Here is a 19,742-nt window from a genome sequence, read left to right on the forward strand (position 1 = left end):
CTAAAGTTTAGTAGAATGAACCCTAGCCATAGTATTTTAAATTTATATTTTTAATTTTGACGAGAGTTTTGTTCGATGCTTGTCAATGCTATTTAAATCCCACAAAACTTTAGGAGGAATACACTCAAATGTTGAAACTAGAAAAATTCGATCTACCTACAGAAGGCGAACAAATCACGATTAAAGAAGGAAAACTACAAGTTCCTAATCATCCAATCATTCCTTTTATCGAGGGTGACGGCACAGGCCGTGATATTTGGAAAGCTTCCAAGCGCGTACTTGATGCAGCAGTATCTAAAGCTTATGGTGGCACTAAGCAAATCGCTTGGTACGAAGTATTTGCTGGCGAAAAAGCTTTCAATACATATGGTGAATGGCTGCCAAATGATACGCTCGAAGCTATCCGCGAATATTTTGTGGCGATCAAGGGCCCACTTACTACTCCAATCGGAGGCGGTATTCGTTCATTAAATGTAGCTTTGCGTCAAGAATTGGATTTGTACGTATGTCTGCGTCCAGTTCGTTATTTCCAAGGTGTACCTTCTCCTGTTAAACGTCCTGAGCTGGTGGATATGGTTATTTTCCGTGAGAATACAGAGGATATCTATGCAGGGATTGAATATCAAGAAGGCTCTGCTGAAGTGAAGAAAGTCATCGAATTCCTGCAAAAAGAGATGGGAGTTAACAAAATCCGCTTCCCTGAAACTTCTGGTATTGGTATTAAACCGGTATCCTCCGAAGGTTCGAAGCGCTTGGTGCGCGCTGCCATTGAATATGCGATCAAGCACGGACGTAAGAGCGTAACGCTTGTTCACAAAGGAAACATCATGAAGTTCACTGAAGGTGCCTTCAAAAACTGGGGTTATGAAGTAGCTGAGCAAGAGTTCGGAGATAAGGTCTTCACTTGGAGCCAATATGATGTGATTAAGGAACGTGATGGTGAGGCTGCTGCTAATGCTGCTCAGAAGGATGCTGAAGCTGCTGGCAAAATCATTATCAAGGATGCAATTGCGGATATCGCACTGCAACAAGTTCTGACTCGTCCAACTGATTTCGATGTTATTGCTACGTTGAACCTGAACGGGGATTACCTGTCCGACGCACTGGCAGCACAAATCGGCGGCATCGGCATCGCTCCTGGAGCGAATATTAATTACATTACTGGCCACGCCATCTTTGAAGCTACCCATGGTACAGCTCCTAAATATGCAGACAAAGACGTTGTGAATCCTGGTTCTGTCATTCTGTCCGGCGTAATGCTCTTGGAGCACTTGGGCTGGCAGGAAGCAGCGGACCTGATTTATAAAGGTATGGAAACTGCTATTAACAATAAGACCGTGACTTATGACTTTGCCCGTCTGATGGAAGGTGCAACTGAGCTGAAATGCTCCGCATTTGCTGACGAAATTATTAACCACCTTTAGGTTAGATTTGCCAGATAACATTAGCCTTACCTTTATCATTTCTAGGAGGCGAATCTGTGGCGATCAAGCGTTATAAAATTACAGTGGTAGGTGCCGGTTTTACCGGCGCTACTACAGCTCTTATGTTAGCTCAAAAGGAACTTGGTGACGTTGTGCTGCTCGATATCCCACAAATGGAGAACCCAACCAAGGGAAAGGCGCTTGACATGCAAGAAGCTGGTCCTGTGCAGAGATTCGACAGTCATATTATAGGGACCTCAAGTTATGAAGACGCTGTAGATTCTGATATTGTAATTATCACTGCAGGGATTGCCCGTAAACCTGGGATGAGCCGCGACGATCTTGTGAATATCAATGCAGGGATTGTGAAGTCCGTATGCGAGAACGTAAGGCAAGTAGCTCCTGAATCTATCGTAATCATTTTGAGTAACCCGGTAGATGCGATGACTTATGCTGCGTTTGAAGCGTTAGGCTTTCCGAAGAATCGAGTAATCGGACAATCCGGCGTGCTGGATACAGCCCGTTACTGCACTTTTATTGCGCAAGAACTGAACGTATCCGTTGAAGATGTACGTGGTTTCGTAATCGGCGGACACGGCAATGATATGGTACCGCTCGTTCGTTATTCTAGTGTCGGAGGCATTCCAATTGATACATTGATTTCTGCGGATCGTATCGAGGAGATTGTGAAGCGTACACGTGTGGGTGGCGGGGAAATCGTTGACCTTTTAGGAAATGGTAGTGCGTATTATGCTCCTGCTGCCTCTTTAGTTCAAATGACAGAAGCGATCTTGAAGGATAAGAAACGGATCATTCCGGTTATTGCCTTGCTTGAAGGCGAATATGGTTATGACAATCTATTTCTGGGCGTTCCAGCTCTTCTAGGTGCGAATGGGATTGAGAAGGTTTTTGAACTGGAGCTTACGGCTGAGGAGAAAGTGGCTTTGGATAAGTCCGCGGAGTCCGTACGTAGCGTAACTGCAATATTATCTGTGTAGATTGTGTCAGAAGAAAGGGAGGGTCCCGAACGCCGTGAAAAGGCTTAAGGGCGCTCTCTTTTTTTATATCAACAACTTCAATAAATGGACACCTAAGTTGCTTTTCTTATTCTAATATTATGGGTATAATTATATGTAACTATTATCACAGTTAAATTGGAGGAGATATGATATGGATTGGAATGTTTTGTTTTTCTTACATATGATCGGGACACTGGCGCTAGGATTTTACCTTGTACTGCCTTTCATCATCGGTCGTGCTGAGAAATTGTCGCCTGCAGCAAAAGAAGGTACATTAAGTGCAGTTACTGGATTTAACCGCTTTGCACAGTACGGTTTGGTGATTCAACTGCTTACAGGTGGTTACATGATGACCAAGGGCGATTATTCTGTAGCCTGGATGATTATTATTGTTGTCCTGCTGCTAGCTATGTTTGCACTTGGTGGTATTATGAGCAAGCCTCTGCGTCTTGCTGCTGCTGGAATTCGTGAGAATCGTGACGTCAAAGCAGAAACAGGCAAATTGCGTACACTTAGTGCGCTGCTGTCCGTGTCATTGCTGCTTATGGTATTCTTCATGGTATTTAACGATATTATTTAATCTGTACGACTATGAGCCCGCTTCCGTAAAGGAGAGCGGGTTTTTTGTGTTCAAAAAACTTCGGATTGTTTGATTCTATCTGTATTGTGGTAAGTAACTTTCCATACGGCAATTTGAAAAAAATGATAAAGCCAGCGTATAAACATATACGCTTGAGCCATCCTAAGACAATCAGTTAACTATCAATTGCTTCACGAGAGGAGCTAGGGATTATGTCAGACAACAAGCAATCTACAAAAACCTTACCCCCGCAAGAACAACATCATCAACCAGGGATTGAGAGTGAAATGAAGCCGTTGCCGAAATATGAGCCGGCTAATTATAAGGCGGCAGGTAAGTTGCAGGGCAAGGCGGCACTTATTACTGGAGGAGACAGCGGGATCGGACGGGCAGTAGCTGTTCTTTTTGCAAAAGAAGGCGCTGATGTAGTTATTTCATATCTGAATGAACACTCTGATGCAGAGGAAACGAAACGTCAGGTGGAGCAGGAAGGTCGCAAATGCATTTTGATTCCTGGAGATATTGGTGTGGAATCCTTCTGTAAAGATCTCATTAAACAAACGGTAGAGGGCCTCGGGAAACTGGATATTCTCATCAATAACGCGGCGGAGCAACATCCACAAGCTAAAATCGAGGATATTACGTCCGAGCAGCTAGAGCGTACATTTCGTACGAATATATTTGCAATGTTTTATTTGACCAAAGCGGCTATGCCTCATCTAAAAGCAGGATCTGCTATCATTAATACGACTTCTATTACCGCTTATCGTGGTAGTCCACAATTACTGGACTATTCGTCAACGAAAGGAGCCATTCTGAGCTTCACGCGTTCCTTATCTACGAATTTGGCAGAGAAGGGCATTCGGGTAAATGGCGTTGCTCCGGGGCCAATTTGGACACCGCTTATTCCATCTACTTTTGATGCACAGCAGGTTAGTGAGTTCGGCGGTACACAGCCTATGAAGCGACCGGGACAACCGGAGGAGCTGGCTCCAGCTTATGTGTATCTAGCCTCCGACGATTCGAGTTATGTGACCGGACAGGTTATCCATGTAAATGGTGGCGAGGTCGTAAACGGGTAGATGCTCAGCCAACCAAACCTAGATTCTTATACAGAAAGCTCTAATTCAGGGTTAGCCGAATTAGAGCTTTTTGTATTGATCTTGGGATTTTAGTTTCCGTTAGAGAGTTCATCCAGAGACATTTCAAAGCTTGGAGCCATATGAGTTAGGAAATAATCCACTTCCTCTAAGCCAAGCCCGCGCAGCTTTGCTACCGTCTGCTCCTTCGCCGCTGCGAATTCGCGGTTGCCCGCAGCAACCTCCCAGACACATTTTAGGTAAGCATCCAGTCGATCGGCAGCCTTAACGTAGCTGTGGAGCAGAACGTCCTCTGAATCTGGAGAGCTGTCTTCCGGCTGCATGAGCTGCGTGTAAATACCCTGAAGCTCGGGAGGAATCATACCGGTCAAGCGTTCCGCAGCAATTCTTTCCATTTCGCGGAAGCTGGTAAGTAGCCGAGGATTATTGTATTTCACTGGTGTGGCAATGTCACCCGTGAACACTTCGCTGGCATCATGGAACAGGGCCATAGTTGCTGCTCTTTCGGCGTTTAATGAACGTCCATAATGAATATTGCCAATGGAACAGAGCATATGTGTGAGCAGAGCTACATGAAAAGAATGCTCAGCAACGTTCTCAGGTGCGGTGCTGCGCATTAGGCTCCAGCGCTGAATATATTGAAGCCGGTATAAATAGGCGGAAAAATGGTAGTTCAATTTTAAAGTAACCCCTTTCATGAGCTGCTAGGTATGATATTATTATACTAATTGTATCAGACTTTTGATAATCTGGATCTGCTGAGAGGAGCTTGAATGAATATGCAGCATTTTGAAGACAGCATTTATAATCTAATTGTTGAAACGTCCACGAACTTGCCGGGTGATGTACGCCGGGCGGTCGCCAAGGGTCGCGCACTAGAGGACAGAGCTACCCGGTCAGGTCTTGCGTTAACTACGATTGCTCAAAATATCGGAATGGCTGAGCAGCAAGTATCACCGATCTGTCAGGATACGGGAATGCCTACATTTATTATTCACACACCTGTGGGAATCAATCAGATTGAGATGAAAAAAGATATTCATAACGCCATTGTACGGGCAACAAAGAATGGCAAGCTTCGTCCAAATTCTGTAGATTCACTGACAGGTGAGAACAGCGGAGATAATTTGGGAGCAGGTACACCGGTCATTCATTTTGAACAATGGGAAGAGGAAAAAATAGATGTCAGACTGATTCTGAAGGGTGGCGGCTGCGAGAATAAGAATATTCAATACAGCCTTCCAGCAGAATTAGAAGGATTGGGCAAGGCAGGCCGTGATCTGGACGGAATTCGTAAATGTATTTTACATGCTGTTTATCAGGCACAAGGGCAAGGCTGTAGCGCTGGTTTTATTGGTGTTGGTATCGGCGGTGACCGAACAACTGGCTATGAGCTGGCTAAGAAGCAGTTGTTCCGCAAAGTGGAGGATGTTAATCCAATAGAGGATCTCAACAAGCTGGAAGACTACATCATGGAAAACGCCAATAAGCTGGGTATTGGAACGATGGGCTTTGGTGGGGAAGTTTCGCTGCTTGGTTGTAAGATCGGCGTTATGAATCGTTTACCAGCCAGCTTTTTCGTATCTGTTGCCTACAACTGCTGGGCTTTCCGACGCCAAGGCGTGCTGGTTGATCCGTCAACGGGCAATATAGAGGACTGGCTGTACGAGAGTGGTACAGGGATTTCGGTTGATGATGGACGGGACCAGGCGTCGGAAACGGAGGTGGCAGATGCAAGTGAAGACAATGCAGCTGCTGGATCTCGCGAAGTCCGCCTGACTACACCGATTAGTGAAGAAGATATTCGTAGTTTACGAGTTGGGGATGTAGTAATTTTATCCGGTGAAATGCATACGGGCCGCGATGCACTTCATAAATATCTAATGGATCATGAGGCTCCGGTGGATTTGAACGGTGCAGTTATCTATCACTGTGGTCCTGTAATGATGAAGGACGAGGAAGGCTGGCATGTTAAAGCAGCGGGTCCGACTACTAGTATCCGTGAAGAGCCCTATCAAGGCGATATCATCAAAAAATTTGGAATTCGTGCCGTCATCGGAAAAGGTGGAATGGGTCCAAAAACGTTAAAAGCTCTTCAGGAGCACGGGGGCGTATATCTCAATGCAATTGGCGGCGCCGCACAGTATTATGCGGAATGCATCAAGAAGGTAAATGCTGTTGATTTTATGGAATTTGGCATTCCTGAAGCAATGTGGCATTTGGATGTGGATGGTTTTGCTGCTATTGTAACGATGGATGCCCATGGCAACAGTCTGCACGCAGATGTAGAGAAAGATTCCGCAGCAAAATTAACTCAGTTTAAAGAACCTGTATTTAAATAAGTCAGGTACAGTCCGGTGAATTAGTCATAAAGTGGGGACATCCGCTGCTATGGCTTTTTCTCCGGTTTTATCAAAAATATAAGAATTTATATGTTCCACGCTATAATTTATCCTTATATTCCTCGTGTAATCACTTAGTGTCCATATGATAGTGACGTCGAAGGTGTTTATGCTTGTCTAAAGGAGGTTTACGAATGGTACCACATTATATTAGAAATGGTCTTCTTAACGTTACTCCGTATTTCATTGTGGCTGATGCAGATCAATTGATTGATTTTGTTGTGAACTGCTTTGATGCAAGAATTAATGATATGCTGCGGAATGATGAAGGCAAGATTAGACATGCAGAACTTAGAATAGGAGATTCGATTATTGAGGTTTCCGAAGCGAATGAGAAATATTCACCCGTACAGCTCGCTATTCATCTATACGTAAGAAATGTGGATGAGACCTTTCGTAAGTGCTTGGATGCCGGGGCATCCATCATTGAAGAACCATTAGATAAGCCTTATGGGGAAAGAGGAGCGGGGATTAGGGATACTCAGGGCAATCAGTGGTTTCTTGCAACCTGTATAGAATGAAATCATAATATTTTACAAAAGTAATACAAAGTAACAGTCCAGAGATAATCAACTTGGGCTGTTATTTTTATATAATCTATTATAGTAGGGATTTATGTCACGAAAATAGTTGCACTGGTTTTTTGATGAAAATGAAGTTAGGATAAAAGATACAATGAAAAAGGGAGAGGCACACTTCAGATGAAACCGTTTCGCGCTCGTCTTACGTTTATACTTATGGCCTTAATCGGTATTTCCATGATTGGCACTGGATTTACGATGGCTCATCTGTTTAAGAGCTCCCATATAGCTGCTCTCGAAGAGAACATGTCCCGGGAAATAAATCTACTCGCAGGCACATTGGAATTTGTAGATATGAACGCCACCAATGCCATTCCGTATTACACGGAGCAGGCAGAGCATGTCGCCGAGCTTCTAGATTCCCGGATTACTTTTATCAGTAAGTCAGGTAAAGTTTTAGGGGATTCAGAGAAAAATCCTCTGGAGATGGACAATCACGCTAATCGTGAAGAGGAGATTGTTGCGGCTAAAGAGGGGACTGGCCGAGCCATTCGTTACAGCGAAACTTTAGATCGCGAGATGTTATATGTAGCAGAGCGAGTGACTTCAAATCAAGGTTTTGATGGTTACATTCGGGTCTCGATGGGACTGGATGCAGTAGCGGAAGGACTGAACCGTGCTTGGATGATTATGGCTGGGGGGTTAGTTATTTTGTTCCTGGCAGCAACTATTGTCAGCTACAAAGTGGCATCTAGTATGACTTCACCGCTTGAACAAATCACGAGAGTTGCGCGGCGTATTACAGATCTTGATTATGATGCAAGAGTCCATTTGAAGCGTAAAGATGAGGTCGGGCAACTGGCAACAGCGATAAATGCCATGGCTGACAGTCTTCAAGCTCAGCTTAAGACCATTCGTGATAATGAGGATTTGCTGCAAAGCGTACTGGACAATATGACTGGCGGCATTATAATGATCAATGCGGACGAAGAAATTGCCCTGCTGAACCGAGCCTCAGAGCGGATGCTGGATGTTAGCAACAGTGAAATGGCGGGTCATTCGTACAAGGAGCTAAAGCGTCATTATGAGTTAACGCGGCTGCTTGAAGAAGGGGTATCGAATAAAGAACCGCTCCATGAAGAACGAAGTATTTACAATCCGAGAGAGCGGATTGTACGCATGGACGCAGTGCCTATGATCCAGGATGGGACGTATAGAGGCATGCTCTTCCTGCTGCAGGAAGTAACAGAGATTCGTCGCCTGGAGAGGATGCGAAGTGAATTTGTCGCTAACGTATCCCATGAATTGAAGACGCCGGTTGCCGCTGTTAAAGGATTTGCTGAGACCTTGCTGGGTGGTGGGGTTAAGGATGAGAAGACCGCCCGTTCCTTCTTGCAAATTATTTATGATGAGAACGAACGCTTAAATCGCTTGATTGGAGATATTCTTGAATTATCTAAAATCGAATCTAAACGTGTGCAACTCGATTGCTCGCCTGTTCACATCATTGAATTCTTTGATTCCGTGCTGGGAACCATTAGCAAAGTGGCTGAGAAGAAAAGTATTAGTCTTAACGTAGAGGTTCCTGAGGAGCTGTTCATTGAGGCCGATGAAGATAAACTACGTCAAATTTTTATGAATTTGCTCTCCAATGCGATTAATTACACGCATGAAGGGGGTAGCGTAAAAGTCTATGTTAAGAATATACTGAAGCCAGATGGTTCTGAGAATGTCCAATTTACCGTTACCGATACAGGGATGGGAATTCCCAAAAAGGATCTGCCGCGTATTTTTGAACGTTTTTATCGAGTGGATAAGGCAAGATCCAGAAGCTCCGGTGGAACGGGGCTGGGACTGTCTATTGTGAAGCACTTGATTGATTTGCACCATGGTGTGATTTCGGTTAAAAGTGATCTGGGGATCGGAAGTTCATTTATTATTGAGTTGCCGCTCTTGCAGGAAGAAAAGGTGGATTAGATTTTTGTGAATTCACCTCATCGATTTTACACCGAGTTAACATTGTGGTGATATGATTGTTTTGTTGTTGTTTTGTAAAAATCAAACTAAATGGAAGACGGGGGAACCTATGGCTCAACGATTGCTTGTCATTGAAGACGAACCGACACTGGCCCGGCTGCTGTCCTATAACTTAACGCAGGAAGGTTACGAGGTAACAGTAGAGGATCATGGTACGGCAGGATATGATCGTGCGACGAGGGAACCTTTTGACTTGATCGTATTAGATCTGATGTTGCCAGGTATGAATGGCATAGACATCCTTGATAAATTGCGTGGACAAGGTATCCGTACACCTATTATTGTGTTGACCGCCAAAAATGCGGAAGAAGATGTAGTTAGAGGGCTGAAATCAGGAGCTGATGATTATATAACCAAACCATTCGGCGTCTCTGAACTGCTCGCTAGAGTAAGTGCTGTACTTCGGAGGATTTCTGGACTTGCTGAGGAAGCACCGACAGAAACACCTATCTCTGCTTCTACCATTATTTTAGGTCAATTAGAGATTTACCCTGAGAGATATGAAGTCTCCCTCGGTGGTCATAGTATTAATTTGCGGCCGAAAGAGTTCGAAGTGCTATTATATTTGGCTCGTAAGCCAGGAGTTGTGTTGACGAGAGATGATCTCATGAATGCTGTATGGGGCTTTGATTATATTGGCGGGCAGCGTACGGTGGACGTGCATGTGAGTTCACTTCGTAAAAAGCTTGAGCTGGATCCAGAATCCGTTCATATCGATTCGATTCGAGGCGTAGGCTATAAATTAGTGGTTAATAAAAAAAGAGCTCCGGTCATTTAGAGTGACTGGAGTTCTATTTTTTCTATACTTTTCATAAATAAGAAATGCTCGGAGTACTAGTTGGCTTCTGGGGAAATACTGTGATGTGGACCCATTCATCTCACTGATTTTACATTGCGTTAACATTTCTCTCCAACTGTATTTACACTAAAAGCTTATCATGGAGATCGAAGATGATGAGAAGGAGACGTAAACACTAATGAAATCCATCATTGACATAGAGAATCTTGATCTCTACTATGAGTCGTTCCACGCACTGAAGAATGTGAATCTGCAAATCCCGGAGAAACAGGTTACCGCTTTTATTGGACCTTCCGGTTGTGGGAAATCCACGTTGCTTCGCACATTGAATCGTATGAATGATATGATTCCTGGCACACGTATAGAAGGAACTGTAAACATCGGTGGCAAAAATATTTATAGTGATGAGGTAGAGGTGGAAAGCCTGCGTAAGCAGGTCGGTATGGTGTTTCAACAGCCGAATCCTTTTCCTAAGTCGATTTACGACAATGTAGCTTACGGTCCCCGTTTACACGGCATCCGTTCCAAAAGTGAACTGGATGAGATCGTAGAAAAAAGCTTGCGTCACTCCGCCCTATGGGAGGAAGTGAAAGATTTTCTGAAGAAATCTGCCCTTAGCTTGTCTGGTGGACAGCAGCAGCGGCTTTGTATTGCTAGAGCGTTAGCGGTACAGCCTGATATTCTGCTAATGGATGAGGCAACCTCTGCCCTCGACCCTGTATCCACTCTCAAGATAGAAGAGCTTGTTCAGGAACTAAGAAGTGAGTATACCATTGTTATGGTAACTCATAACATGCATCAGGCCGCACGTGTATCCGGTCGAACCGTGTTTTTCTTAAATGGTGTAATTGTAGAGGCGGCGGACACAGAGGTGCTTTTCTCGAACCCTAAAGATTCCCGCACTGAAGATTATATTTCCGGACGTTTCGGCTGATCAGATTTAAAAGGGTGTTCGTCCCTGGAAATGGCAAGCTGACCATACGTTAATGAGGAGGATCGCTCTTATTATGATTCGCAGAAAAGAATTTGATAAAGACTTGGAAGAACTGCGCAGTCTGCTGCAGCAGATGGGTGAGCATGTTAAGGATGCTCTTGAAGGCGCAATTAAGGCATTACAAAATCTAGATACAACGCTCGCACAAGAAGTTGTTGAAGCGGATCTACAGTTGAATGCCATGGAAGATAAAATCATGGAAATTGGCTCACGCTTAATTATTACTCAGCAGCCTGTAGCTAAGGATTTGCGCCGCATTATCGTTGCCTTTAAAATATCAAGCGATTTGGAACGTATGGGTGATCTGGCGCTTGATGTAGCAAAAGCGACCATGCGTCTTCAAGGACAAACGCTGATTAAGCCGCTTGTTGACATTCCTCGCATGGCTGAAATCGTGACGATTATGATCGATGAGGCCATTCAATCTTACCTGGATGAGAATACTGATCTGGCTTATAAAATGGCTCAGGATGATGATCAGGTCGATCAATTGTATGGTGCGATGATCAATGAGTTGTATTCTTATATGGTAACAAAGCCGGAAACCGTATCCCAAGCTATGTTATTGACGCTGGTAGGCCGTTATATCGAACGGATTGGCGATCACGCCACTAACATTGGCGAAAGCGTAGTTTACCTGGTTACCGGTAGCCGTCCAGATTTGAATGAATAGCTTTGATTCAAAAGATGTTTGGTAATTGTCGTAACTGCGGAGAATGTTTGGACTTTCGGCCATTGTTGTCTCCAAACTTCTCCTCCATTACTTGCACCTTCACATCTTTTGTTTATTTTTAGGTAAATTGAGTAGCCGTCCTTATATTAGGACGGCTACTTGTTGTATAGCCGTTTCTACTTGGACAGGCCATATGTTAAGATGTAAGAAGTAAGCATGAAAAAGGCGAGGTGCACTATGGACAAGTTGATACTTATAGATGGAAACAATATTATTTACCGCGCATTCTTCGCGATGCCTCCGCTAACGAATACAGCAGGGCAACAGACGAATGCGGTGTACGGTTTTACCACTATGCTGCTCCGTTTAATTGAAGAACACAAGCCGACACATATGATTGTTGCCTTCGATGCAGGGAAAGTCACATTCCGGCATGAAGGCTATGAGGATTATAAAGGCGGTCGGCAAAAGACACCTCCCGAGCTCTCCGAGCAGTTTCCACTATTGAAAGATTTGCTCAGAAATCTAGGTGTACCGCAGTTTGAAATCGGCAATTATGAGGCCGATGATATTATTGGAACCATTTCTCGCCAAGCAGATGAAGCAGGCCGGCAGGTTATGATCGTGTCGGGAGACAAGGATATGCTTCAATTGGCTTCCGAACACACGACCGTTGCGTTGATCCGCAAAGGAGTTACTGAGGTCGAGCTTTATGGACCAGAACAAATTCGTGAGAAATATGACCTGACACCAGAGCAGATCATAGACCTTAAGGGACTGATGGGTGATGCGAGTGATAACATTCCAGGCGTTCCGGGTGTTGGTGAGAAAACAGCGCTCAAGCTGTTGCATCAATTTGGATCCGTTGAAGGTGTATTAGCAGGAACCGGTGAGCTTAAAGGTAAAATGAAAGAAAAGCTCGAAGCACATGCGGAAGACGCTGTCATGAGTAAGAAGCTGGCAACCATCTATCGTGAAGTGCCTCTTGAGCATTCGTGGGAAGATATGATCTTTAACGGGATTTCTGCGGATACAGCAGGACCCGCACTCGCAAAATTAGAATTCAAATCACTTCTGGAAAGGTTATCACTAAGTGCCTATGCTCCAGTAGCTGATGGAGAAGAGGGTGCAACGGAAGTAGAAGCTGCAACACTCGATATTTCGATCGTGAGTGAAGATGAACTTGAGGCGCTAAGTGAAGCGCTGCCTAGTATTTCAGCGCTGCATGTGGAATCCAATGGGGATAATCCGCATCGTGCCGAGGTGATCGGGGTAGGGCTATCTACTTTGGAGCGACATTATTATGTGCCGTTTGAATTACTACAGAAACCAGCGGCCGCGAAGCTACGCGACTGGTTAGGAGATGAGAAGGCTCCGAAGAGCGGATATGATCTTCACCGTGCTGATTTGGCACTGCATTGGCAGGGGATTGCTTTTGCAGGTGCAGCGCATGATGTGCAGCTGGCGGCTTATTTGCTGGATCCGACGGAAGCTAATCAGAACCTGAACGATCTCGCTACGAAATACGGCTTGCCAAGGTTGTCACCTGATGAAGATGTATTTGGTAAAGGGGCCAAATATAAGATTCCTGAGCTTGAGATCTTAGGAAATCACGTCGCACGTAAGAGTGCTGCGGTACTTGGTATTGCCCAGAAACAACAGCAGGAATTGATTGAAACGGCAATGACCGGACTGTTCGAGGATCTCGAAATGCCATTATCACGTATTCTTGCGGATATGGAGAAACAGGGGATTGCAGTCAACGAAGGGGATCTTAAAGAGTTAGGAAAAGAATTCGAAGCTCAGATTTCCAAGCTGGTCACTGAAATATATGAATTAAGTGGCACGGAGTTCAATTTGAATTCACCAAAGCAACTGGGTGAGATTTTATTCGTTAAGCTAGGTTTGCCTGTTGTTAAGAAGACGAAGACAGGCTATTCCACCGATGCTGAGGTGCTTGAGAAACTAGCGCCTTATCATGACGTGGTACGTTTGATTTTGCAATATCGCACGATTGCGAAGCTCCAGTCTACATACGTAGAAGGACTTCTTAAAGAAATATCTCCGAAAACAGGAAAGGTGCATACCTTCTATCGGCAGACGATTGCGGCTACCGGACGTCTCAGCAGTCAATATCCGAACCTGCAGAACATTCCTATCCGCCTAGAGGAAGGGCGCAAAATCCGTAAAGTGTTTGTTCCATCCGAACCGGGTTGGTCCATTCTGGCGGCGGATTATTCTCAGATTGAACTTCGGGTGCTAGCGCATATCTCCGGTGATGAGCGGATGAAGGAAGCTTTTCTCCATGATATGGATATTCACACGAAAACAGCGATGGATGTATTTGGAGTTACTAACGATCAGGTTGATAGCAATATGCGTCGTGCTGCTAAAGCCGTTAACTTTGGTATCGTGTACGGCATCAGTGATTATGGTCTGTCGCAGAACTTGAATATTCCTCGTAAAGAAGCCGCTCAATTCATTGAGCAGTATTTTGAGGTATACCAAGGTGTGCGTCGATATATGGATGATATCGTAGTTGATGCAAGGAAACATGGATATGTAACCACGCTGCTGGAACGTCGTCGGTACTTGCCTGAGATTAATGCAAAGAACTTTAATCTACGTTCGTTTGCGGAACGTACGGCAATGAATACACCTATACAAGGAACTGCAGCTGATATTATTAAGCTGGCGATGGTGCATATGGATAAGGCGCTTTTCGAGCGTGGGCTAAAGAGCCGTATGCTGCTTCAGGTGCACGATGAGCTTGTATTCGAGGTGCCAGAGGATGAAATGGAGCTCATGAAGACGCTTTTGCCGGAAGTCATGGGTGGAGCATTGCAGTTATCTGTGCCGCTTAAAGCTGAGGTAAGTTTTGGCAGCAACTGGTACGAAGCGAAATAGGCTCCCTTTAAGGTGTGCATATCAGCTATAATGTAGTTGAGGTGAAGACATCATGCCGGAATTACCGGAAGTAGAGACAGTCAAGAGAACACTGAATGATTTAGTTAATGGAAAGCAGATAGAGAATGTAACCGTCCGGTTGGCCCGGATTATTCAGCGGCCGGATGATATTCAGGCTTTTGCCAACCTGCTCACAGGTCATAGCATTGTTAATGTTGAACGAAGAGGAAAATTTTTGCGTATCGTGTTAGACGGTCTGGTGCTGGTATCTCATTTACGGATGGAGGGCCGTTACGGACTTTTTTCGAACGAAGATCCACTGGACAAGCATACGCATGTGATATTCCATTTTACCGATGGTACTGAGCTGCGTTACACGGATGTTCGTCAGTTTGGTACGATGCATCTTTTTCAGATTGGTGAAGACCTGCAGTTGCCTCCTCTTAATAAGCTAGGACAGGAGCCGCTGGAGCCATCCTTTACGCCGGAGAAGTTTAAGCAGATTGTATCAGGCAAAAGCACAAAAATTAAATCGCTGCTGCTGAATCAGGAATATATCGTGGGCATAGGTAATATTTATGTAGATGAGTCGTTGCATCGTGCAGGGATACATCCTGAAGTCAGCGCTAAAGATCTTTTGGATGAGCAACTTGATCAGCTGCATCACGCTATTGTCAGTACGCTGACGGAAGCGGTAAACGCTGGTGGTTCGTCTGTAAAATCATATGTGAATGGTCAAGGTGAGAGCGGCACTTATCAGCAGCAGCTGTTGATTTACGGTCGTAAAGATCAGCCGTGTAACCACTGTGGAACGATGATTGAGAAAACGGTTGTAGGTGGCCGCGGCACGCATTATTGTCCAAGCTGTCAGCGTAAGGCAGAAAACTGAAGAAGTAATTAGGTTGGCACCCACTACTTGTCCCGCCCATATACTGTGTGAAGAATGCTTATTAGAGAACGGAAGCTGAATGAAGTGTATTGTTCAGTGTTCCGGTTCTTCACAGGAGGGATTGCGGGTGCTCAGCCCATTTTTTTCACTAATATTACTGGCTTTTGCTTTGAGTCTGGATGGTTTTGGCGTTGGTATTACATATGGACTGCGTAAAATGAAAATACCATTGCTCTCCATTCTGATTATCTCGCTTTGTTCGGGGGTAGTTATCTGTGTATCTATGCAAGTGGGTGTTCTGCTTGCCAAGGTAGTGTCTCCACATGCAGCTTCTGAGGTTGGCGCTGTTATACTTGTGCTAATGGGGTGCTGGTCGCTCGTCCAGATGCTAATGCAGAAGGAGAAGGAACAGACAGGTGAGCATAAAGTAGATAGTGAAGAAAATGTACTATCCACAGAAGCTCGGGCAGAGGTAGCTGTTGTTACTGAAGATGTTGTAGAACAGGTTGCCATGGCTCCTGAGCAGGCAAAGTCGGCTGTCTTTTCCCTTGAGCTACGACGGTTGGGGATTGTTGTACAGATCCTACGTACTCCGTCTTCTGCAGATATGGATGATTCCGGAAGTATTTCTTCGATGGAAGCTATGCTGCTCGGGATTGCCCTCTCTCTAGATGCTTTTGGAGCTGGACTTGGCGCAGCATTGCTGGGGTTCAATCCGATATGGACATCACTTACAATTGCTCTGTTTAGTGGTACATTTCTATTGCTGGGCATGAAGACTGGATTAAGATTCGCCGGGAACTACTGGATGAAGCATGCTGCTGCACTACCTGCGTTATTATTAATTACAATGGGAATACTGAAGCTATTATGAGGTGAGTACATGATTATTGGCTTAACCGGAGGCATTGCATCCGGAAAAAGCACGGTGTCCGCACTGCTTGTGAGCAAGGGAGCGAGGCTGGTTGACGCGGATGTGATCGCCAGAGAAGTAATGCTCCCCGGTCATGAGGTGCTGGCTGCGGCTGTGAAACAATTCGGAAGCGAGATCCTCTTTCCGGATGGCACCCTGAATAGGGGCAAGCTGGGGGACATTGTATTTCAAGACCCAGCGGCCCTGCAAGCCCTGAACAATCTGACGCATCCCGCAATCCGGCGGGAAATTAAAGAACGTATGAACAGCCTGGAGGTAGAAGATCCAGAGAAGTTAACAATTGTGGATATCCCTCTTCTTTTCGAATCAGGACTCGAGAACATGTTCCATGAAATACTGGTGGTCTACGTGCCTCGTGAAGTGCAAATCGCTCGATTAATGGAACGTAACGGACTTTCTTTAGAACAAGCAGAAGCACGCTTAAATGCACAGATGGATATTGAAGCAAAGCGTAACAAAGCGGACTATATCATTGACAACAGTGGCGAACTTGCGCACACTGAGCAACAGGTTGCTGTTCTTTGGGACAGGCTGGGCTTATCATGAAATGGTTACGTAAAAAAAGAGTCCTTCTTCTATTATTTATTGGTTTTACTGCGATATTGTTTCTGAGTACGAACTGGATGTCCTGGTTTTATCCGATCCATTATAAAGATGAGATCCGTAAGCACAGCATTACGTACGATATAGACCCATTTCTAGTGGCTTCGATTATCCGGGTGGAAACGAACTTCAAAACTGGACGAGAATCCAAAAAAGGTGCTATAGGTTTAATGCAGCTTATGCCGGATACCGCCAAATGGGCCCTTGAAAAGGCCAAGCTTCCTGATGTTTCTATGGAGGAGCTTAAGCATGAACCATCAGCAAATATTGAGCTAGGTACCTGGTATCTTTCAACATTATCCCGTCAATTCGAAGGTAAACGTACAGCGGTTATCGCTGCCTATAATGCTGGACCGGGTAAAGTTCAAAAATGGCTGGATGAAGGGATCTGGGATGGAACGGATGCTACGATTAAGGATATTCCGTTTGGTGAGACCCGCCATTATGTACAGCGCGTCAACTATTACTATGATCAGTACACGGATATTTACAACGAATTCTAAAACCGTGTTATGTATAAAAAGAAGCATTAAACGACCTGCGGGTCGTTTAATACTTCTTCAGTAAGCTTATGTGGACAGGTTATTTGTATTGACCTGCCAATTGTTGTTCTGCCAGGGTTACAAGACGTTTAGTGATGTAACCACCGATCGAACCATTTTCATAAGAAGTTTTATTGCCTTGGTAACCATCTGGGGAAAGCGTGATTCCGAGTTCTTGGGCAACTTCATATTTAAGTTGTTCCAAAGCACCACGGGAATTTGGAGCTACAAGGTTATTGGAGCTGTTGTTTTGGCTCATTGCTGTTCACCTCCTCTGTTGGTAACTGTATTATGTGCCGGACTTGCCATAATCATTACAATAAAAAAACGGTGATTTCTGGAAAAAATGAAATAGCCCTTTAAAAGCCGGTTGTTTAACAAACCGGGGACAAAAAACATTATGTAATAGGAAGTGATGAAGCTTATGAAATGCCCTTACTGCGATCACACAAATACTAAAGTTCTTGACTCGCGACCAGCGAATGAGAATAAGTCCATCCGCCGCAGGCGTGAATGCGAGCGTTGCAGCAAACGGTTTACAACCTTTGAAATGATCGAAGAAACACCGTTAATCGTAATCAAAAAAGACGGCAGCCGTGAGGAATTCAGCCGCGATAAAATTCTGCGTGGTTTAATCCGGGCTTGCGAGAAACGACCCGTCTCTGTAGAACGTCTAGAGAAGATCGTCTCTGAGGTGGAGAAATCCCTTCGCGGCATCGCCGTAGCTGAGGTAGAGAGCCAACAGATCGGTGAATTGGTTATGGAACAGCTCTATCCAGTAGATGAGGTCGCCTACGTTCGCTTTGCGTCCGTATACCGCCAGTTCAAGGATATTAACATGTTTATGAAGGAACTGAAGGGTCTGTTATCTAAGAGCACCGGGGATCTGGAAAGATTGTAGGGATGTGGCTTGTCTAATGACCAAAAAAAAGTGTTGACAGCGAAGGCGATTTTTTATATTATATAGGAGTCGCCTACGGCGCTTGGATTTGTCAGAATGACTTAAATACACCGAACTGAATTTTAGAATATGTGATTACATACATCTGAATATTACGTTTGGGGCCATAGCTCAGCTGGGAGAGCGCATCGCTGGCAGCGGCATCGGCAAAATCCCGCAAATTACTCCGTGTTTTGTACGGTGACTGTAACGTTGACTGTGCGCTGACATGCGCAGATATACGCTCCAATAAAACGAAGATATGCGTTATACAATCGGCTCTTTTCCGTAATAATACGGGAGGGGTTTTTTAGTTTGAGCGGAGATAAAAGTAAAGGTCGCGCGAGGAAAAGCGATAGGACATCCGATCGCCTGCGCTACTCACTCGACTACTTATTCGACTATTACTACCAGGCGAAGAAATCGGAGGGGCGCGCGGAGAATACGCTAAAGACGTACGTACAAAACTACACGTACTTTTGCGAGTTTTTGGACGAGCGTAAGATCATTCGCGATATTCGTAATGTCACGGTAGAGACAGGTCGCGAGTATATAATATGGTTACGCGATGAGAAAACGAAGTTTAGCGATAAATGTAACGTGCCGGATTCCGTCCGCACCGTCGGACTACTACCGAAGTCTATTAACACGCGTATCAAGAATTTGAAGACGATGTTTAAGTTCCTTCACGAAGAAAACGTTATCGACTCCGATCCATTTACGTATCTCAAGAACGTACAGGATATCGGACGCGACATCGACGTACTCACTACAGACGAGCTTCGCGCTCTATTAAATGCGCCGAATCAGCGCAAGTACAGCGACTTCCGCGATTACGTCGTGCTTAATCTGCTAATTGACGGAATGCTACGTATAGACGAAGCGTTAACTTTACGTAAAGAGGACGTGGATTTAGCGGCCTGTTACGCTTCATTGCGCCGCGAAATCACGAAGACACGTAAACCGCGCGTTGTTCCTATCACGAAGCGAACGGCGAAGCTACTCGCGGAGTTAATTCGTGAAACAACGGAGTTTGATAGCGAGTATATATTCCTTACTAACTATGGTGAGCGGATGCAGCCGAATCACTTCCGCCATCAATTGAAGAAATACGCTGACCGTGCGGGAATTGAGAAGCGCGTTTATCCGCATTTACTACGGCATTCGGGCGCTACGTTATTTCTTGAGGAAGGCGGATCTGAGCGCCATCTACAGGTTATACTCGGACACTCTGACGGACGGATGACGAACCACTATACGCATCTATCGGATAAAAACGTTAAAAAGAATCACGATGAATTTTCGCCAATTAACGCAGTACTTAATAAGGCAGAGAAATCACGCAAAATAATACGCTAGGCTAACGCCCATGCTTTCG

20 protein-coding genes are annotated in these 19,742 nt (G+C 44.9%); 17 read left to right on the forward strand and 3 right to left on the reverse strand.

The window, feature by feature from the left end:
- Positions 1 to 128 precede the first annotated feature (128 nt).
- The 4 genes from icd (at position 129) to MHB64_RS09400 (ending at position 4,105) form a co-directional block, all read left to right on the forward strand.
- Positions 129 to 1,424, forward strand: a complete 1,296-nt coding sequence (icd, locus tag MHB64_RS09385) for an NADP-dependent isocitrate dehydrogenase (RefSeq protein WP_094874018.1) — start codon at positions 129 to 131, stop codon at positions 1,422 to 1,424.
- Between the two features lie 56 nt (positions 1,425 to 1,480).
- Complete coding sequence (mdh, locus tag MHB64_RS09390) at positions 1,481 to 2,422, forward strand: malate dehydrogenase (RefSeq protein ID WP_094874019.1); 942 nt, start codon at positions 1,481 to 1,483, stop codon at positions 2,420 to 2,422.
- 172 nt (positions 2,423 to 2,594) lie between these two features.
- Positions 2,595 to 3,023 carry a hypothetical protein gene (locus MHB64_RS09395; RefSeq protein ID WP_042125989.1) on the forward strand — a complete coding sequence of 143 codons (429 nt, stop codon included), beginning with the start codon at positions 2,595 to 2,597 and terminating at the stop codon, positions 3,021 to 3,023.
- Positions 3,024 to 3,235: 212 nt separating this feature from the next.
- On the forward strand, positions 3,236 to 4,105 hold the full coding sequence (locus MHB64_RS09400) for an SDR family oxidoreductase (RefSeq protein WP_094874020.1): 870 nt from the start codon (positions 3,236 to 3,238) through the stop codon (positions 4,103 to 4,105).
- 89 nt (positions 4,106 to 4,194) lie between these two features.
- On the opposite strand, the gene yfbR is transcribed toward MHB64_RS09400, so the two are convergent.
- The gene (gene yfbR / locus MHB64_RS09405) at positions 4,195 to 4,800 is read right to left on the reverse strand and encodes a 5'-deoxynucleotidase (protein WP_094874021.1); all 606 of its coding nucleotides are present in this window, start codon (positions 4,798 to 4,800) and stop codon (positions 4,195 to 4,197) included.
- A gap of 102 nt (positions 4,801 to 4,902) precedes the next feature.
- On the opposite strand from yfbR, the gene MHB64_RS09410 reads away from it, so the two are divergent.
- The 11 genes from MHB64_RS09410 (at position 4,903) to MHB64_RS09460 (ending at position 17,385) form a co-directional block, all read left to right on the forward strand.
- Complete coding sequence (locus MHB64_RS09410; RefSeq protein ID WP_341136061.1) at positions 4,903 to 6,465, forward strand: fumarate hydratase; 1,563 nt, start codon at positions 4,903 to 4,905, stop codon at positions 6,463 to 6,465.
- Between the two features lie 194 nt (positions 6,466 to 6,659).
- Positions 6,660 to 7,046, forward strand: a complete 387-nt coding sequence (locus tag MHB64_RS09415; RefSeq protein ID WP_094874022.1) for a VOC family protein — start codon at positions 6,660 to 6,662, stop codon at positions 7,044 to 7,046.
- 180 nt (positions 7,047 to 7,226) lie between these two features.
- Positions 7,227 to 9,023 (forward strand): two-component system histidine kinase PnpS, encoded by a 1,797-nt coding sequence (gene pnpS / locus MHB64_RS09420; protein WP_094878342.1) that lies wholly within the window; start codon positions 7,227 to 7,229, stop codon positions 9,021 to 9,023.
- A 109-nt stretch (positions 9,024 to 9,132) separates the two neighbouring features.
- Positions 9,133 to 9,861: a response regulator transcription factor gene (locus MHB64_RS09425; RefSeq protein WP_042125998.1), complete on the forward strand. Its 729-nt coding sequence runs from the start codon at positions 9,133 to 9,135 to the stop codon at positions 9,859 to 9,861.
- Between the two features lie 199 nt (positions 9,862 to 10,060).
- Positions 10,061 to 10,816 carry a phosphate ABC transporter ATP-binding protein PstB gene (pstB, locus tag MHB64_RS09430; RefSeq protein WP_042186541.1) on the forward strand — a complete coding sequence of 252 codons (756 nt, stop codon included), beginning with the start codon at positions 10,061 to 10,063 and terminating at the stop codon, positions 10,814 to 10,816.
- A 73-nt stretch (positions 10,817 to 10,889) separates the two neighbouring features.
- A complete protein-coding gene (gene phoU, locus MHB64_RS09435) occupies positions 10,890 to 11,549 on the forward strand; it encodes a phosphate signaling complex protein PhoU (protein WP_094874024.1) in 660 nt (219 codons plus the stop codon).
- 237 nt (positions 11,550 to 11,786) lie between these two features.
- Positions 11,787 to 14,456 carry a DNA polymerase I gene (polA, locus tag MHB64_RS09440; protein ID WP_094874025.1) on the forward strand — a complete coding sequence of 890 codons (2,670 nt, stop codon included), beginning with the start codon at positions 11,787 to 11,789 and terminating at the stop codon, positions 14,454 to 14,456.
- Positions 14,457 to 14,508: 52 nt separating this feature from the next.
- Positions 14,509 to 15,345, forward strand: coding sequence for a DNA-formamidopyrimidine glycosylase (gene mutM / locus MHB64_RS09445; RefSeq protein ID WP_341134222.1), 837 nt, complete (start codon positions 14,509 to 14,511; stop codon positions 15,343 to 15,345).
- 127 nt (positions 15,346 to 15,472) lie between these two features.
- Entirely contained in the window at positions 15,473 to 16,219 is a 747-nt protein-coding gene (locus tag MHB64_RS09450; RefSeq protein WP_094874027.1) for an MntP/YtaF family protein, read from the forward strand.
- Positions 16,220 to 16,228: 9 nt separating this feature from the next.
- A complete protein-coding gene (coaE, locus tag MHB64_RS09455) occupies positions 16,229 to 16,825 on the forward strand; it encodes a dephospho-CoA kinase (RefSeq protein ID WP_341134223.1) in 597 nt (198 codons plus the stop codon).
- Entirely contained in the window at positions 16,822 to 17,385 is a 564-nt protein-coding gene (locus MHB64_RS09460) for a lytic transglycosylase domain-containing protein (RefSeq protein WP_094874029.1), read from the forward strand. Before coaE ends, MHB64_RS09460 begins: the two co-directional genes overlap by 4 nt.
- Positions 17,386 to 17,464: 79 nt before the next feature.
- Here the strand turns inward: MHB64_RS09460 and MHB64_RS09465 are convergent, their stop codons facing one another.
- Positions 17,465 to 17,683, reverse strand: a complete 219-nt coding sequence (locus MHB64_RS09465; protein WP_042126012.1) for an alpha/beta-type small acid-soluble spore protein — start codon at positions 17,681 to 17,683, stop codon at positions 17,465 to 17,467.
- Between the two features lie 165 nt (positions 17,684 to 17,848).
- Here MHB64_RS09465 and nrdR point away from each other — a divergent pair, with 165 nt between their 5' ends.
- Positions 17,849 to 18,325, forward strand: a complete 477-nt coding sequence (nrdR, locus tag MHB64_RS09470; RefSeq protein WP_341134224.1) for a transcriptional regulator NrdR — start codon at positions 17,849 to 17,851, stop codon at positions 18,323 to 18,325.
- A gap of 91 nt (positions 18,326 to 18,416) precedes the next feature.
- On the opposite strand, the gene MHB64_RS09475 is transcribed toward nrdR, so the two are convergent.
- Complete coding sequence (locus MHB64_RS09475; RefSeq protein WP_341134225.1) at positions 18,417 to 18,614, reverse strand: hypothetical protein; 198 nt, start codon at positions 18,612 to 18,614, stop codon at positions 18,417 to 18,419.
- 65 nt (positions 18,615 to 18,679) lie between these two features.
- On the opposite strand from MHB64_RS09475, the gene MHB64_RS09480 reads away from it, so the two are divergent.
- Entirely contained in the window at positions 18,680 to 19,723 is a 1,044-nt protein-coding gene (locus tag MHB64_RS09480) for a tyrosine-type recombinase/integrase (protein WP_341134226.1), read from the forward strand.
- Positions 19,724 to 19,742: the final 19 nt, after the last annotated feature.

The organism is Paenibacillus sp. FSL K6-2859 (assembly GCF_038008265.1).
GTDB lineage: Bacteria > Bacillota > Bacilli > Paenibacillales > Paenibacillaceae > Paenibacillus_AQ > Paenibacillus_AQ nitricinens.